Annotated in this window: 11 protein-coding genes; 4 read left to right on the forward strand and 7 right to left on the reverse strand. The window is 66.2% G+C overall.

Annotated features, from left to right (window positions below; genetic code table 11):
• Positions 1 to 9 precede the first annotated feature (9 nt).
• The 5 genes from ACP92_RS13885 to ACP92_RS13905 all read right to left on the reverse strand — a co-directional run bounded on the left by ACP92_RS13885 (position 10) and on the right by ACP92_RS13905 (position 6,871).
• Positions 10 to 2,499 carry a DNA internalization-related competence protein ComEC/Rec2 gene (locus ACP92_RS13885; protein ID WP_013234747.1) on the reverse strand — a complete coding sequence of 830 codons (2,490 nt, stop codon included), beginning with the start codon at positions 2,497 to 2,499 and terminating at the stop codon, positions 10 to 12.
• On the reverse strand, positions 2,499 to 3,305 hold the full coding sequence (locus tag ACP92_RS13890; RefSeq protein ID WP_013234748.1) for a TatD family hydrolase: 807 nt from the start codon (positions 3,303 to 3,305) through the stop codon (positions 2,499 to 2,501). The genes ACP92_RS13885 and ACP92_RS13890 overlap by 1 nt, the downstream gene beginning before the upstream one ends.
• Before the next feature lie 297 nt (positions 3,306 to 3,602).
• Positions 3,603 to 4,775, reverse strand: a complete 1,173-nt coding sequence (gene argE / locus ACP92_RS13895; RefSeq protein ID WP_041311975.1) for an acetylornithine deacetylase — start codon at positions 4,773 to 4,775, stop codon at positions 3,603 to 3,605.
• Between the two features lie 127 nt (positions 4,776 to 4,902).
• Positions 4,903 to 5,613, reverse strand: coding sequence for a lipoprotein-releasing ABC transporter ATP-binding protein LolD (gene lolD / locus ACP92_RS13900; protein WP_013234750.1), 711 nt, complete (start codon positions 5,611 to 5,613; stop codon positions 4,903 to 4,905).
• Positions 5,606 to 6,871 (reverse strand): lipoprotein-releasing ABC transporter permease subunit, encoded by a 1,266-nt coding sequence (locus ACP92_RS13905; protein ID WP_013234751.1) that lies wholly within the window; start codon positions 6,869 to 6,871, stop codon positions 5,606 to 5,608. Before ACP92_RS13905 ends, lolD begins: the two co-directional genes overlap by 8 nt.
• Positions 6,872 to 7,474: 603 nt before the next feature.
• On the opposite strand from ACP92_RS13905, the gene ACP92_RS13910 reads away from it, so the two are divergent.
• The 4 genes from ACP92_RS13910 (at position 7,475) to ACP92_RS13925 (ending at position 14,275) form a co-directional block, all read left to right on the forward strand.
• Positions 7,475 to 9,598, forward strand: a complete 2,124-nt coding sequence (locus tag ACP92_RS13910; protein WP_013234752.1) for an ATP-dependent helicase — start codon at positions 7,475 to 7,477, stop codon at positions 9,596 to 9,598.
• Positions 9,599 to 9,670: 72 nt separating this feature from the next.
• Positions 9,671 to 10,702, forward strand: a complete 1,032-nt coding sequence (locus tag ACP92_RS13915; RefSeq protein ID WP_013234753.1) for a hypothetical protein — start codon at positions 9,671 to 9,673, stop codon at positions 10,700 to 10,702.
• The gene (gene recJ, locus ACP92_RS13920) at positions 10,699 to 12,393 is read left to right on the forward strand and encodes a single-stranded-DNA-specific exonuclease RecJ (RefSeq protein WP_013234754.1); all 1,695 of its coding nucleotides are present in this window, start codon (positions 10,699 to 10,701) and stop codon (positions 12,391 to 12,393) included. Before ACP92_RS13915 ends, recJ begins: the two co-directional genes overlap by 4 nt.
• A gap of 196 nt (positions 12,394 to 12,589) precedes the next feature.
• The gene (locus ACP92_RS13925) at positions 12,590 to 14,275 is read left to right on the forward strand and encodes a diguanylate cyclase domain-containing protein (RefSeq protein WP_041310881.1); all 1,686 of its coding nucleotides are present in this window, start codon (positions 12,590 to 12,592) and stop codon (positions 14,273 to 14,275) included.
• Here the strand turns inward: ACP92_RS13925 and ACP92_RS13930 are convergent.
• Both ACP92_RS13930 and ACP92_RS13935 read right to left on the reverse strand, forming a co-directional pair.
• Entirely contained in the window at positions 14,217 to 14,942 is a 726-nt protein-coding gene (locus ACP92_RS13930; protein ID WP_041310883.1) for a hypothetical protein, read from the reverse strand. The genes ACP92_RS13925 and ACP92_RS13930 overlap by 59 nt on opposite strands.
• A 104-nt stretch (positions 14,943 to 15,046) precedes the next feature.
• Entirely contained in the window at positions 15,047 to 17,002 is a 1,956-nt protein-coding gene (locus ACP92_RS13935; protein WP_013234757.1) for a PhoX family protein, read from the reverse strand.
• Between the last annotated feature and the right edge of the window lie 14 nt (positions 17,003 to 17,016).

A 17,016-nucleotide genomic window follows, 5' to 3' on the forward strand; every position in this document is an offset into this window, starting at 1 on the left:
CCTGCTGCCTCAGTGTCCCTGCCAGTAGCGGCGGCGCTGCTGGCGATATTGCTCAACCTGCAATTGGTCGCCCAGGACCATGGTCACCGCGCCACTTTCATCGGTACGCAGGCGGCGGATGCCCAGGCGCTGGTAACGCGCATCGACGTCCGGATGGGGATGGCGGAAGCGATTGCGGTAGCCGACCTGGAAGATCGCCAGCTCCGGCCGCACCGCCCGCAGGAAGGGCTCGGTGGACGAGGTGGCGCTGCCATGATGCGGCGCCAGCAAGACCGTGGCGGGCAAGCGCTCGCCCATGGGGCCGTTGACCAGCTCATCTTCCTGCACCGCCTCGATATCTCCCGCCAGCAGTACGGACTGGCGGCCGATCTGCACCTTCAGCACGCAACTGCGCGCATTGGGCCGCCACTTGTCGCTGTCGTAGCTGGCTGCCGTGGGATGCAGCATGGAAAAGCCGATGCCGTCCCAGTTCCAGGTCTGGCCAGCCTGGCAGCGCGTATGCAGGGGCGCAGCGCGCAGGATAGGACTGTCCTCGGCCAGCGAAGAATAGACGCTGTCGACCGGCAGGCTGCCGAACAGCGACAGTGCGCCGCCCGAATGATCGTTGTCGTTATGCGAAATGACCACGCGGTCCAGGTGATCGATGCCGCGTGCGCGCAGGTAAGGCAGGATCACCCGCGTGGCGCCATCCGACTCCGGCGTGTAGTACGGCCCGGTGTCATACAGGAGCCGATGGGTGGGCGTTTCCACCAGCACTGCCATGCCCTGCCCGACGTCGAAGGCAGTCACCCGCATGCTGCCCTCGGCTGGCGCCATCGGCGCATTGAGCAGCAGCGGCAGCCAGCCGAACCAGCCCAGCCAGCGCACCGGCCAGCCGCGCGGGGCGAGCAGCAGCATGGTGCCGCCCATGGCCAGGGCGAACATCCACCAGCTCGGCACCGGCGTCTGCCAGACCGCCCAGGGCATGGCGCTGAGTCCTTGCAGGAAACCGGCCAGCCAGGCCAGCAGCGCATGCGGAAGCTGCAACACGAACTGCGCCAGCACCGTGGGCAAGACGCTGCCCAGCAGCGCCAGCGGCGTGATCACCAGCGACACCAGCGGAATGGCCACGGCATTGGCGATGGGGCCGATCAGCGAATACTGGCCGAACAGCAGCACGGTCAAGGGCACCAGGCCCAGCGTCACCAGGTATTGGGCGTGGCTGGCTTCCTTCAGGCGCTGCACCAGCGCCGGCCACCAATGCTTGCGCGAGGCCGCCGCCGCCATCGCGCGCGGGGGCTGCATGCGCCCTACCGAGCCATACAGCAGCAGGCCGACGGCGCCAAAGGAGAGCCAGAAGCCGGGCCACAACAGCGCCCACGGGTCCAACAGCAAGACCAGCCCCAGCGCCAGGCTCATCACCAGCGAGACGCGCACGATACGCCCACGCCAGAAGGCGATGCCTACCACGATGAGCATGTACAGCGTGCGCTGGGCCGGCACGCCGAAGCCCGACAGCAGCACATACAGCAAGGCCGCCGCCATGCCCGCCAGCACCGCCACCTTCTGGGCCGGCAGGCGCAGCGGCAGTTGCGCGCCGGTGAAGAAGGAGCGCCGCCAGAGCCAGCTCGCCAGTCCGCCGAACAGGGCCGCCAGCATGGTGATGTGCAGGCCGGAAATGGCCATGAGGTGGCCGATGCCGGTGCGGTTGAAGATACTCCAGTCGGCCTGGCTGATGCCGCGCTGGTCGCCGATGACAAGGGCGGCGATGACGCCGGCATAGGGCGCGCCCGGCAGCGCGGCGTAGATGCCGTCGCGCAGCCAGCCGCGTGCATAGTCGATGGCGTGGGAAGGCGTCCAGACGAAGGCCTCCAGACGCCGGTTGATGGCCGTGGCCGGCGCACCTGGCGCGGCCGGCGCACCGACCACGTAGCCGGTGGCGCGCACATCGTCCTGCAACAGCCAGAGTTCATAGTCGAAGCCACCGGGATTGGCATTGCCATGCGGGCGCTTGAGCCTCACCTTGAGCCGCCAGCGCTCGCCCGGACGCATGTCCGGCAAGGCCAGCCGCGCCGGAGCAGCCTGCTCGCCATCCTCGGCAGGAGACTGATAGCGCTGGTTGCCATACCAGGACAAGGCCAGACGCGGCGGCACCGGCGGCTTCACGCCACCTTGCAGCACCACCTGCTCCACATCGAAACGCCAGCGCAAGCCCTGGGCGCTATGGTCCGGCAGGTCGGCCACAGTGCCGATGACGGTGATGTCATGCCCTTCCCAGGCCGCCGGCAACTCCTGGTCCAGATAATAGGCGGCAAAACCGGCGGCCCACAAAAAGCCCAGCCAGGCGCCGCAGGTCAGCAGCAGCGGCACGCGCAGGAAGGGTTGCCAGAATTTCCAGGCGGTGAAGCCCAGCAAGGCCGCCAGCACCAGGCCAACGCCGTACCATTCCAGCCCGGGCAATTGCGCCTGCATCTGCAGCAAGCCAATGCCGATGGCAAAACCGATGATCAGCGACCGCATCAGAAGCTCAACCCCGAACTGGCCAGCCGCGGCAGCGCGGCGCGGGCATTGGCCGTGGTAGCGGCGGCGACCTCCTGCTGTGGCAGGCCGCGCAACTCGGCCAGCACCTGGCCTATGCGGGGGATCTGGTCGGGCGTATTGATCTCCGGATGCCGCCAGGCCGGGGCAATGTCGGGCGCATCGGTTTCCAGCACGATGGAGGACAAGGGCAGCTCGGCCGCCAGCCGCCTGATCTGCAGCGCGCGCGGGAAGGTCATGGCGCCGCCAAAGCCCAGGTGCAGGCCCAGCTCGACGAAGGTGCGGGCCTGCTGGTCGCTGCCGTTGAAGGCGTGGGCAATGCCGCCGGGTACGCGGATGCGGCGCAGGTGCTTGAGGATGATGTCTTGCGAGCGGCGCACATGCAGCAGCACCGGCAGCGCGAAGTCGCGCGCCAGCTTGAGCTGTTCGGCAAAGAAGAATTCCTGCTTCTCGCGCAAGGGCGGCTCCTTGAGCGCGGGCACGAAGAAGTCCAGGCCGATCTCGCCGATGCCCACGAAGAGCGGATCATCGAGCGCCGCCGCAATGGCCTCGCGTAGCAAGGCCAGGTCGGACTCCTGCGAGCTCGGGACATAGAGCGGATGGATGCCCAGCGCGTAGACGGCATTGCCGACCTCGCGCGCCAGCTGGCCGACCCGTGCGAAGTTGGCCCGGGCGATGGCCGGGATGACGATCACGCGCACGCCCGCCTGCGCCGCCTCATCGGCGAGGATGGCGGAGCGCTCGCCGAATTCCCCGGCGTCGAGATGACAGTGCGTATCGACCCACATGTGCTGGCTGCTCAGACGAAAATCGGAAGACCAGCGCCTGGCGGTGCTGGTTCCGGATGACCACGCGCGCACCGGGGACCCTGTTCTGGCCTGGCCTGCATCCCCCGAAGCGCATTATTTTTTTGACAGCATAGCCGGCCTGGCGATCTGGCCGGCATGCCAGCGCGCAGTTTACCGTCTAACCGCTCCTTGCAACACTTAACAGACGTAAAGAATTACATTCAGGCATGCCCGCAGCCCAGCAAAAAGGACGCATGATCGCGTCCTTTTTGCTCACTGCCAGGCAGTCCGCCCTGCTCAGGCCGCCTGCAACGACTTGCCCAGCTTGCGCAGGAACTGTTCGCAATGCTCCATCTGCGCCAGGGTCACGAACTCATTGGGCTTGTGGGCATTGCCGATGTCGCCGGGCCCGCAGACGATGGTAGGAATGCCGATCTGCTGGAACAGGCCGGCTTCGGTGCCATAGGCCACCTTGCGGGTCTGGCGATCTCCCGTCAGGGCGCGCACCAGTTCGGTGATGGCGGCCTGCTCGACCGCTTCCAGCGCCGGGCTGCCGGCGAAGTTGTCGATCTCCACACGGGCGTCGGGGAACTCGGTGCGCATCTTGGGCAGCAGCACCTCGGCGATGTACTTGTCGATCTGGGCCTGGATATCGGCCACGCTCATGCCCGGCAGGTTGCGGAATTCATAGGTGAATTCGCACAGCTCGGGGATGGTGTTGACCGCGATGCCGCCGCGGATCTGGTTGGTGGTCATGGTGCTGAAAGGCACGTCGAAGAACTGGTCATAAGGGCCATTGGCCTTGTAGCCGTCGGCGAAGTCGCGGATGGCGCAGATCAGGCGGGCAGCGTGCTCGATGGCGTTGCAGCCCTGCGGGGTCAGCGAAGAGTGCGCCGACTTGCCATGCACCTTGCAGGCGAACACGTTGATGCCCTTGTGCGCCACCACTACGTTCATGCTGGTGGGCTCCCCCACCACGCAACCATCGACCTTGATGCCGCGCTTGACGATTTCTTCCAGCATCACCGGCGCACCGATGCAGCCGATTTCTTCGTCAAAGGAAAACGCCAGGTGGATGGGCTTCACGCGCGGCATGGCCAGGTATTCCGGCACCAGGGCCAGGGCGGTGGCGATGAAGCCCTTCATGTCGCAGCTGCCACGGGCATAGAGTGCGCCGTCCTTTTCGGTCAGCTTGAAGGGATCGGTATCCCATTTCTGCCCGTCCACCGGCACCACGTCGGTGTGGCCGGAGAGCACGATGCCGCCTTCGGTGCTGCCCGCATGGGGACCGGCCGTGGCCGGCAGCGTGGCGAACAGGTTGGCCTTGGTCTTGTCCTTGTTGTGCGCCAGCCAGGAGGCGACGCCCTGCTGTTGCAGGCTGTCACGCACGGTGGTGATCAGCTCCAGGTTGGAATTGCGGCTGGTGGTATCAAAGGCGACCAGGGTTTCTAGCCATTGGCGGGTGTTCATGTTCAGCGACTCCATGGTTCAAAAACACACCGCCGTCTGGTGGAGACGGCGGTGTAAAGGTAGATCAGGTAGATCAGGTAGATCAGGTAGATCAGGTAGATCAGGATGCAAGCTTACCCGGATTACGTCAGGCCTGCTGCGCAGCTGCCTGCAAACCCTGCTCGGACAGGCGCAGGACGCGCCCGCAACGACCGGCCAGTTCAATGTCGTGGGTGACGATGACAAAGGCCGTGCCCAGGGTGCGCGAGAGTTCGATCATCAGTTCGAAGGTGCGATCGGCCGTGCTGCGGTCCAGGTTGCCGGTCGGTTCATCGGCCAGCACGCAGGCCGGGTGCGTGACCAGCGCTCGCGCCAGCGCCACGCGCTGGCGTTCGCCGCCGGAGAGCTCTCCCGGCACGTGGGTCACGCGCTGGGCCAGGCCGACCTTGCCCAGCATCTCGCGGGCCTGCTCCTGGGCATCGGCGCGCTTGACGCGGCGGATCATCAGCGGCATGGCCACGTTGTCCAGCGCCGAGAATTCCGGCAGCAGATGGTGGAACTGGTAGACGAAGCCCAGCGACTGGTTGCGCAGCGCGCCGCGCTCGCTCTCGCCCAGGCTGGCGAAATCCTTGCCCAGCAGGCTGACCGTGCCGCTGCTGGGCGTGTCCAGCCCGCCCAGCAGATGCAGCAGCGTGGACTTGCCGGAGCCGGAAGCACCGACGATGGCCACCTGCTCACCATGATAGACATCGATATCGACATTACCCAGCACCTTCACCGAGTACTTGCCCTGGGTGAAGGTCTTGCCCAGACCACGGGCGGCCAGCACGGCCTGGCGGTTCTTCAGGGGATCATTCATAACGCAGGGCCTCCGCCGGTTTGACGCGTGCTGCCGACCAGCTCGGGTAGAGGGTAGCGAGGAAAGCCAGCACCACGGCCACGCCGCCGATGGTGTAGACGTCCGACCAGATCAGGTCGGAAGGCAATTCGGAAATCACATAGATGCTCTTGGGCAGGAACTGCACATGGAACAGACGTTCGATGGCCGGCACCACCACGTCGATGTTCAAGGCCACCAGCACGCCCAGGCCGACGCCGATGCCAGTGCCGATCAAGCCCACCAGGGCGCCCTGGATCACGAAGATCTTCATGATGGAGCCCGGCGAGGCCCCCAGCGTGCGCAGGATGGCGATGTCGGCCTGCTTGTCGGTGACCGTCATGACCAGCGTAGAGACCAGGTTGAAGGCGGCCACGGCGATGATGAGCGTGAGGATGATGAACATCATGCGCTTTTCGGTCTTGACGGCGGCAAACCAGTTGCTGTTCTGCTGCGACCAGTCGCGCAGGTAGAGGTCGCCGGTGAGCGTGCGCGCCAGTTCCTGGGTCACCTGCGGGGCCTGCAGCATGTCGCGGATGCGCAGGCGCACGCCGGTGGGCGCGTCCATGCGGAAGAGCGTCTCGGCGTCCTGCAGGTCGATGAAGGCCAGCGAGGAATCGAATTCATAATGCCCAGCCTCGAAGATGCCGGTGACGGTGAACTGCTTCAGGCGCGGCAGCACGCCGGCCGGCGTGACCTGGCCTTGCGGAGCGATCAGGGTGACCTTGTCGCCCAGGCCCACGCGCAGGCCACGGGCCAGCTCGCCGCCGATGACGATGTTGAATTCGCCCGGCTTCAAGGAATCGAAGCTGCCCTGCTTGACCTGCTTGGCCACGTCCGAGACCTTGGGCTCTTCCTGGGGCAGCACGCCGCGCACCAGCACGCCGCGCACGCTGTCGTCGCGCGTCATCATGGCCTGCGCGGCCACATAGGGCGCCGCGCCCAGCACTTCCGGATTCTGGAAGGTCTGCTTGGCCACGGCCTGCCAGTCCTTCATGGAACCGGAGGCGTCGAACACCTCGATATGCGCCAGCACCGACAGCATGCGGTCACGCACTTCTTTCTGGAAACCGTTCATCACCGACAGCACCACGATGAGCGCGGCCACGCCCAGCGCAATGCCGGCCATGGAAATGAGGGAAATGAAGGAAATAAAACTGTTGCGGCCGCTGCGCTTGCCGGCCCGCGTGTAGCGGATGCCGACCAGCCATTCGAACGGCAGGTTTTTAATCAGACTCAAAATTGCTCCGGGAGTGGGCCTGCACAATGCGCGGACGTGGCTGCCTACCTGAACAGGCAGAGGGGGCAGCCGGCCGGCCACGCGCTGACACGGGCGAAGACGAAGCGCGAAGTTTGCCACAGTTTGGAGCGACGGCCCATCCCTGACCACCCGCCCCCTGCTCGCACCTGACCCGTCGATCGCCCGCGGTGAAGCTTGTAGAACCCATTTCATAAATAGGCGTGAGATGCGTTCTGCCCAGAAAGGGCGCTGGCAAGGCGCGCGACGCGTCGTGTGGCGGTGCCACACGCAAGGAGCGCAACGCGGCCAGCGCCCTTTCTGGGCAGAACCCGGAGGGAGCGGCCCGTTTGGGCGAATTGCTGCGTTACAAATTTGGGTCAAGACGCCCAGTCTTGACCCAAATTCGCGCCTTGCACTTCATCCCAAACGGGACTCGCTCGCACTCACGCCTATTTATGAAATGGGTTCTAGATTCACTTCCACGGCAGAGGTTCGCGTTGCAGCGATTCATATAGAAAACGCGCCGCCTGTTGCACCCTGGACTGGTTATATATACAGTACCGTTCTACGCCCCACCGCTCACCTGAATTCTCTTGCACGCCCATGCCGCCCGAACTCATCCAGGACGCCCCCGACACCACCAGCCTGCCTGACCGGGAGAGCGATCCCTTCGCCCGCCTGAACGCGCAGCAGCGCGAGGCCGTCGAGCATGGCGGCAAGCTGCCGCCGTCGCAGCAGCCGCCCTTGCTGATCGTGGCCGGGGCCGGCTCGGGCAAGACCAATACGCTGGCGCATCGGGTGGCGCGGCTGGTGCTGGAGGGCGCCGATCCCCAGCGCATCCTGCTGCTGAGCTTTTCGCGCCGCGCCGCCGCCGACATGGGCCGGCGCGTCGGCCAGGTGATCGCCCAGGTGCTGGGGCTGGCGGCCAGCGACACGCCGCCGCAACTGCACTGGTCCGGGACCTTCCACGCCATCGGCGCGCGCCTGCTGCGCGAATACGCCAAGGTGATCGGGCTGGAAGAAGACTTCACCATCCAGGACCGAGGCGATTCGGAAGACCTCATGGGCCTGCTGCGTCATGACATGGGCTTGTCGGCCACCGAGAAGCGCTTTCCGCTCAAGGCCACCTGCCTGGCCATCTATTCGCGCGCGGTCAACACCCGGCAAGACCTGGGCGAGGTGCTGCAACAGCACTTTCCCTGGTGCTGCGAGTGGGAAAGGCCGCTGGGCGAACTCTTTGGCCGCTATGTGGACGCCAAGGAAGAACAGCATGTGCTGGACTACGACGACCTGCTGCTGTTCTGGGCCGACATGCTCGGTGATGCGCAGATTGCGCAATCGGTGGGGCAGCGCTTCGACCATGTGCTGGTCGATGAATACCAGGACACCAACCGCCTGCAGGCCGAGATCCTGCAGCGGATGAAGCCCGACGGCGCCGGCGTGACCGCCGTGGGCGATGACGCCCAGGCGATCTATTCGTTCCGGGGCGCGACGGTGCGCAACATCCTCGACTTTCCTGGGCTGTTCACCCAACCGGTGCGCCTGCTGACGCTGGAACAGAACTACCGCTCCACCCAGCCTATCCTGCACGCTTCCAATGCGGTGATCGCCGATGCGCCGGAGCGCCACGTCAAGCACCTCTGGAGCGACAAGCCTTCGTCGCAAAAGCCGCAGCTGGTGGTGATCCCGGATGAAGCCGAACAGGCGCGCTGGGTCGCCAACCGCATCCTGGCGCACCGGGAAGAAGGCCTCACGCTCAAATCCCAGGCCGTCCTGTTCCGCACCGCCACCCACAGCGCCGCGCTGGAACTGGAACTGGCGCGCCGCAACATCCCCTTCGTGAAATTCGGCGGTCTCAAGTTCCTGGAAAGCGGCCACATCAAGGACCTGCTGGCCCTGCTGCGGCTGGCCCACAATCCCAGTGGCCGCATGGCCGGCCTGCGCGCGCTGCAGCTCATCCCCGGGGTCGGCCCGGCCACGGCGCGCAAGGTGCTGGACCTGATGGCCGCTGCCGCCGATCCCGCCGACGCCCTGCTCAACTTCGGCGCGCCCGCCAATATCGCCCTGCAATGGCAAGCCTTCGCCGATACCTACGCGCTCATGCGCCGCGCCAGCGCCAGCTGGCCCACGGACATCCTGGCCGCGCGCGACTGGTACCTGCCCCAGCTGCAGGAGCGCTACGACGACGCCCAGGCCCGCGCCGCCGACATCGAGCAACTGGCGGTGCTGGCCAATGGCTATGCCTCGCGCGAGAAATTCCTGACCGAGCTGACCCTGGACCCGCCGGAGGCCAGCAGCGACTTTTCCGGTCCGCCCCTGCGCGACGAAGACTACCTGACGCTGTCCACCATCCATTCGGCCAAGGGCCAGGAATGGCGTTCGGTACATATCCTCAACGTCGTCGATGGCTGCATCCCCTCGGACCTGGCCACCGGCAGCGAGGCCGAGATCGCTGAAGAACGCCGCCTGCTCTACGTGGCCATGACCCGCGCCCGCCAATACCTGCACCTGGTGGTGCCGCAGCGTTTCTACATCACCCAGCAGACGCCCCAGGGCGACCGCCATGTCAACGGCATCCGCAGCCGCTTCATCACCCCGCGCATGCTGCCGCATTTCGAGGACAGCCTGTGGTTCTCCGCCGAGACCAATGGCGCCCGCACGCCCATGCCGGAGAGCGTGCGCATGCTGGTGCGGCAGCGCGCCCGCCAGAGCTGGAACAAGTCCTGACCCGATGTTGAAGTGAACACTTGCGCAGGCCATCAAGGCCAAGCGGCCCGGCAGCCGCTAAAATAGCGCCCCATGAATCAACTCGATCTCCTCATTCCCTTCGCCCTGCCGCCGGCCGAGCTGGCGCGCGACCTGTTGCGCCAATGCCAGGCCCCAGCCCTGGCCATGCTGCTGGGCCGTGGCCGCGCCGCGCCGCGCCAGTCGCACGATCCGTTTTCCCGCGCCCTGCCGCATGAGCACTGGCTGGCGCAGCGCTTCGGCCTGCCCGCCACCGCCCAGGATTGCAGCCCGGCCGCGGCCACGGCCCTGATGCAGCGCCTGGGCCATGCGCCCGATGGCGGCCACTGGTTCGTGCTGCACCCGGCCCACATCCATGTGGCCCGGGACCACCTGGTGCTGACCGATATCGGCCAGCTGCAGCTGGAAGAGGCAGAGTCCCGTCGCCTGTTCGACGCCGCCCTGCCCCTGTTCACCGAGATCGGCCACGCGCTGGTCTATGGCGACGCCCGCACCTGGTTCATCCGGGCCGACGCCTGGGCCGGCCTGCGCACGTCCACGCCATCGGCGGCCAGCGGTCGCAATGTCGATATCTGGATGCCGGAAGGCCCGGGCGAACTGGCCTGGCGCAAGCTGCAGAACGAAGTGCAGATGCAATGGTTCGCCGAAGCGCTCAACGAACAACGCGAAATGCGCGGCCAGAAGGCCATCAACTCGATCTGGATCTGGGGCGGCGCCGATGCTGGCGTGCTGGCCCAGCAACGCTATGCCGCCAGCTTTGGCCTGCGCGGCTGGATGCGCGCCTTCGGTGATGAACACCCGGCCAGCGACCCCACCCAGCTCGGCCAATCCAGCGGCCACCGCCTGCTGGTGCTGGACGCCCTGGCCGAAGCCGCCCTGGCCGAGGAATGGGGCCTGTGGCTGCAACACCTGGAACACCTGGACCGCGACTGGCTGGCGCCGCTGCTGGTGTCGTTGCGGGCAGGCACGCTGGAGGCGCTGCACCTGGTGCTGACCGGCGCTGACCGTAGCATCGCGGTCGACGTCACACGGGGGGCGCTGCGGCGCTTCTGGCGCAAGCCCTCGCTGGCGGGGTTGTCGGCATGATCCGCGTCGCCACCCGCACCTATGACCTGGTCCAGGCCGAGCAACTGATCAACGAAGGCGTCCACCCGGTGCTGGCGCGGGTGTATGCCGCCCGCGGCCTGTCCAGCGCACGCGAACTGGCCAGCGAACTCAACGCCCTGATCGCCCCCTCCGGCCTGCTGCATATCGATGCGGCGGCCAGCTACCTGGCTGACGCCATTGCTGCGCGCAAGAAGCTGGTGATCGTGGCCGACTATGACTGCGACGGCGCCACCGCCTGCGCGGTCGGCCTGCGCGGCCTGCGCCTCTTGGGCGCCCAGGTCGATTACATCGTGCCGAACCGCTTCGAGTACGGCTATGGCCTCACGCCCGAGATCGTCGAGCTGACCGTACGCGAAAAGAATCCCGACATCATCGTCACCGTCGACAATGGCATCGCCAGCATCGATGGCGTGGCCGAGGCCAAGCGGCGCGGCATCGACGTGGTCGTGACGGACCACCACCTGCCCGGCGACGCCCTGCCGCAGGCCCGCGTGATCGTCAATCCCAACCAGCCGCAGTGCGGCTTTCCCAGCAAGAACCTGGCCGGCGTGGGGGTGATGTTCTATGTGCTGCTGGCGCTGCGCGCCGAGATGCGCAAGCGCGGCCTGTTCGACGCCCAGACCCAGCCCCGGCTGGACAGTCTGCTGGACCTGGTGGCGCTGGGCACCGTGGCCGACGTGGTCAAGCTGGACGCCAACAACCGCATCCTGGTGGCGCAAGGCTTGAAGCGCATGCGCAGCGGCAAGATGCATCCCGGCATTGCCGCGCTCTTTCGCGCCGCCGGCCGGGAAGCGCGCCGCGCCACCCCGTTCGACCTCGGCTTTGCGGTCGGCCCGCGCCTGAACGCTGCCGGCCGCCTGGCCGACATGTCCCTGGGCATCGAATGCCTGACCACCGATGACGAGGGCCGCGCCTGGGCCATCGCCCAGCAGCTCGACGCCATCAATCGCGAGCGGCGCGACATCGAAGCCGGCATGCAGGATACCGCCCTGCTGCTGCTGGACGACTACAACCCGGCTGACCGCCGCACCATTGCCGTCTTCGATCCTTCCTGGCACCAGGGCGTGATCGGCATCGTGGCCTCGCGCCTGAAGGACAAGTTCTACCGCCCCACCATCACCTTCGCGCCCGGCGACGAGGGTTTCATCAAGGGCTCGGGACGTTCGATCGCGGGCTTCCACCTGCGCGATGCGCTGGACCTGGTGTCCAAGCACGCCCCCTCGGTGATGACCAAGTTCGGCGGTCACGCCATGGCGGCCGGCCTGACCATCCATGCCGAGGCCTTCGATGCCTTCTCCCACGCCTTCGAGGCGGTGGGTCGCGACTGGCTCACGCAGAACCAGCTGGAACGGGTCATCGAGACCGATGGCGTGCTGGAGGACGCCTATTACTCGGTGGAGTTCATCACCCTGATGGACCAGCAGGTCTGGGGCCAGGGCTTCGCGCCGCCAGTCTTCTGCGACCACTTCCGTGTGCTCAACCAGCGCATCCTCAAGGAGAAGCACCTCAAGCTGCAGCTGGAAAAGGATGGCCGCCGCTACGACGCCATCTGGTTCGGTCACACCGACTCCCTGCCCGAGCTCGCCAAGGTCGCCTTCCGGCTCGACGCCAATGAATACAACGGCCGCACCACGGTGCAATTGATGGTGGAACACGCTGAACCGGCCTGACAGGAAGCTGACGCTTTGCTGACGCAGGATTGCAGCGCAAGAAGCTTGTCAAAAAGTTCAACAAACAGCGTCTGCAATGGCAAAATGCCGGTTTGGAGCGACAAACCGGCGTGCAGCATTGGGTGGGGCCGGAGCAGCGCGAGTGGTAACGCAGATAGCAGCGCTCCAGACCACAACAACAACAAGACCACACTCGATGAAGATCAAGCGCTTCGATTGCAGCCTGGTGACTCGACTCGTCCTGTTCGGCCTGATGCTGATCGGGATCAGCGCGGTGCTGCGCTATCACATCCTGATCGGCTTCCTGGAAAAGGAACAGGCCCAGGTCGCCGCTGACCAGCAAAGCATCATTGCCAGCTATCTGGCCCAGGACATCGGCTATCGCGTCCAGGAACGCGTCCGCTATCTGGAGCGCCTGGCGCTGCACCTGCCGGCGGACCGGCTGGAGGATGGCCATGCCATGCAGGCATGGCTGCGGGAACATCAGGAACTGCAGCCGCTGTTCGCCCAGGGCATGTTCGTGGCGGCCGCCAATGGCCAGATCCTGGTCGATTACCCCACCCTCAACGGCCGGCGCGCCTTGTCGCTGGCGGACTATCCTGACTTCAAGCGCGTCCTGCAGGGCGCCACCGTGATCTGCCCGCCGCTGCTGAGCCCGGCCACGGGCCGGCCCATCATGGCCGTGCTCACGCCCGTGCGCGATGCCCACGGGCGCGTGGTCGGCATCCTCGGCGGCAGCACCGAACTGACGGCGGCCGGGTTCCTGGACCACTTGCAGCGCGCGCAACTGGGACCGACCGGCAGCTTCCTGTTGATTTCCCCGGAACAACGCATGATCGTGGCCTCCAGTGACGAAGCCCTGGTCTATACGCGCTTGCCCGCGACAGGCCAGGACTTGCTCATGGACCAGGCCTTGCAGGGCTTCCGGGGCAATGGCGTAGGCCTGGCGGCCAATGGCGTCAACGAGATCAAGGCCTTTGCCCCGGTACCCGGCACCAGCTGGCTGGTAGCGGCCACGCTGCCCTTGGCGGCAGCGCTGCCGACGGTGGAGCGCACGCGCGCGCTGATCGCCCGCGGCGGCCTGATCCAGGCAGCGATGGTGGTGCTGCTGGTGGTGCTGGCCTATCTCTGGTTCTTCCGCCCGCTGCGGCGCGCCGCTGCGCTGGCCGACCGCATGACGCGCGGCGAACTGCCGCTGTCACCGCTGCCGGTCGACCGGCGCGACGAGGTGGGCCAATTGACCATGGCCTTCAATGGCCTGCTGGCGCGCCTCAAGCTGCACCAGGCCGAACTGCAGCACCAGGCCCATCACGACGTGCTGACCGGCCTGCCCAACCGCATGATGCTGGCCGAACGCATGCAGGCTGCACTGACCCATGCCTGCCGCGAACGCAATGGCGTGGGCCTGCTGTTTCTGGACCTGGATGGATTCAAGCCCATCAATGACACGCTGGGCCACAAGGCGGGCGACCAGGTCTTGCAGGAAATCACCCGCCGCCTGCGCCAGGTGGCGCGGCACGGCGACACCCTGGCGCGGGTCGGCGGTGACGAATTCGTGCTGCTGGTGACCGACCTGCGGCTACCCTTCGAGCAGGGCGCGCAAGCGCTGGCGGAGAAATGCATCAAGACCGTTTCCGAACCGATCTGCCTGGATCAGCGCCAATACCGGCTGGGCGTCTCGGTGGGCATTGCCGTGTGCGACGGCAGCTGCGACGCCGACAGCCTGCTGCAAGCCGCCGACCAGGCCATGTATGCGGCCAAGGCCAATGGCCGCGGCTGCTACGTGATCGCGCCGGCACGACCGGCCTGCGCCAATACAGCGCTCAGCGCACCGGCAGAAACTGCAGGAACGACCCGCCCAGCAGATTCTGCACATAGCTGATGCCGGCCCGACGGTAACGCTCGGTCATGAATTCGGCCATCAGGTCGAGCCGCCCGACGATCTTGCCGAACTCCCGCTCGAAACTCAGATTGCGCGCCTGCTCGCCGATCTCGTCGGACAATAGCAAGGGCGCGCCAGCCGCGGTGCGCCGGCTGGCCAGGATCCAGGCGGCGATTTCGACATTGCGCGCGGCGTTGTAGAGATGCTGGGCGTCCAGGCCGTCGACCAGGAAGAATTCGATCTTGTTGTCGTGGGCGACGATGATCATGTCGGCGGTGGCATCGATGAAGGCGGCCACCCTGTCGCCCTTGAATTCCGACGACAAGGCCAGCGTCATGGCCTGGATATCGCGCTTGCCTTGCAGTTCCGGCCAGGCCTGGCGCTCTTCGATGGCCTGGCGCACCTTCTTCTCCGCTTCTTCGCGGGTGGCGGCGGTCTTTTTCCATTCCGCCGGATTGCGCCGATACAGCTTGGACATCAACAGGTAGAGGCTATCCAGATTGGCGCGCATGGCCAGCGTGGCTACGCGGTTGGTGTCGGACTGCCCCATCTCGCGCGAACTGGCCTCGGCTCCTTTGACCTGGCCATGCGGCGCGGGGGAACTGGCGCAGCCGGCCAGCAAGGCGGTGCAAGGGATCAGGAGGGCAAGCAGCTTTCTTGTTCTCATCGGCGCACGGGACGAAACGAGCTGATAGGACTGATCCTAGCAGAATGCGTTCCCTCCCTGTGAGCCGATGTGCCGCCGCCCCCTCGGGCGGCGGCGGGCCGGGCTCAGGCCTTGGCCGCGTACGGCAGGCCGGTCAGGTAGCCGACGGTGGCGCCGAAGCGGTCCTTGTAGTTGGCGCGCACCAGCGGATCGAGGGTGTCCTTGACCTTGTCGTGCAAGCCCTTCTCCCAGTCGCCGGCGTGCTGGAAATTGCTCATCACATAGGTCCAGCCATTGATCTCGTCGACCGCATGCAGGCCGGTCGATTCCGCCCCCGCCGGGCAGGACAGCACGCGGGTGAGCGCCTTGGTATCGACGTTGTAGGCCCACAGGAAGTTGTTGACGTGCATGCCGCTGTCTTCGCCGATGAACAAGGTGCGCAGCTTTTCGGAAAACTTGATGTTGTCCGGATTGGCGATGTGTTCCTGGTCGGCCAGGTTGCCCAGGGCGTCCGGGGTCTTCAGGTCCACGCCCACCAGGGCGGCCGGCGGGGCCATGTCGATGGCCACCCATTCGCTGTCGATGGCGTTGCCACCGGCATCGCGCTGGCCGCCACGCAGGTTCAGGGCGTACACGGCGCCGGCCTTGGGGCCTTCCACCTTGATGTGGCCGGAGCCGTTGAGCATGGAGGTCTGTACATAGGACATGGCCGAATAGGCGATCTTGTCACGCGCATTGACGGTGGTGCCTTCCATCTTGGTGAAGCCCAGGCTGCCACCGGCCAGGGCGGCGTAACGGTGGGTCTCCAGGAAGGCCGCGGCCTTCTGCATGCCCGGCTTGACGCGCACCCAGTTGAACTTGCCATTGAAGGGGATCTTGGAGAAGGAAGCGTCGGCCGGATCGCTGGTGCGGATATCCATGATGTCGACGGCCTTGTAGCGGTCCGCCATGGCCTTGATCTCGGCGCTGGTGGCGCTGCCCAGGCGCACCCAGGACAGCTTGCCGGCGCCCGGACCGACGCCCGAGACCTGCTCCCAGCGCGCCACATAGAGCGTGCCCGAGGACAGGTCGGCGGCGCGGTCGGCGATGAACATGAACAGGCCGCCGTTGGTGGCGTCGTCGCCCATCAACACGGTGCGCTGGTCGGGCATGACCTGCACCAGTTCGTGCGAGATGCGGCCCAGGCAGTAGTGTTTCTTGATGGAGCCGGTGCCGTCCGGGTTGACCGTCACTTCCGGCAGGTGGCCGTAGTGGTAGGGATTGGCGCGGCTCTCGTCGCCATACAGGTTCTTGCTGAAGGCCTTGAATTGCGGGTTGGAGGCGATGGCCGAGGCGTCCGGTTCGTATTCTTCCGAGGACAGATGGGTATTCCAGGGCGACAGGCTGGCGCCGCAGGTGATCCACAGGCCGTTGACCTGGGAGGTATCGACATTGTGGTACTTCACCAGCGACAGCTTGCCCGAGGACGGGTCCTGGTCCAGCGTCAGCACGGCAATCGGCGATGGCAACTGGCCGTACATGGCGGCCTGCTTCTGGTCGCGGGTGGTGTATTCGAATTGCACCACGGCAAATACCGCATTGCCCTTCACACCCGGCACCTTGGCGCCGGCCACGGTCAAGAGCGAAGAGCCATCGGGGCAGTCCGAGAAGAACTGGCGCTCCTTGCCGGGCACCGAGCGATCGATGATGGGCTGGTTGTTGATGTCCAGGTAGCCGCCTGCGAGGATGGTGCCGCCCTTGCCATCCGGCACCATGTCGCCGGTCATGAAGAAGGGTTGATAAGCCAGCTTGTAGCTTTGCTTGCTGCCATCGGCAAAAGTCACTTCCAGGGCCGAGCCGACGGTGGTGGAGGCCATGGCCGCCGGATTGGCCAGGGTCGGGGCTGGCATCCCGGTGAAGCGCGCCGAGGCGAAGGGCTTGCCCGCGCCCGGGGTGGCGCAAGCGGCCAGCAGGGCCGAGGCCGACAGGCCGCCGGTCAGCGGCAGCAGCGGAGCCGCGCCCAGGGCCTTGAGCAGGCTGCGGCGGCCGGCTTGCGGCTGGTCGGCGGCGGATTGGATAGCGGTGGGGGCAGGCTGTCTCATCGAGGATTCTCCGG

Origin of the sequence: Herbaspirillum seropedicae, assembly GCF_001040945.1 — a bacterium.
Lineage (GTDB): Bacteria > Pseudomonadota > Gammaproteobacteria > Burkholderiales > Burkholderiaceae_D > Herbaspirillum > Herbaspirillum seropedicae.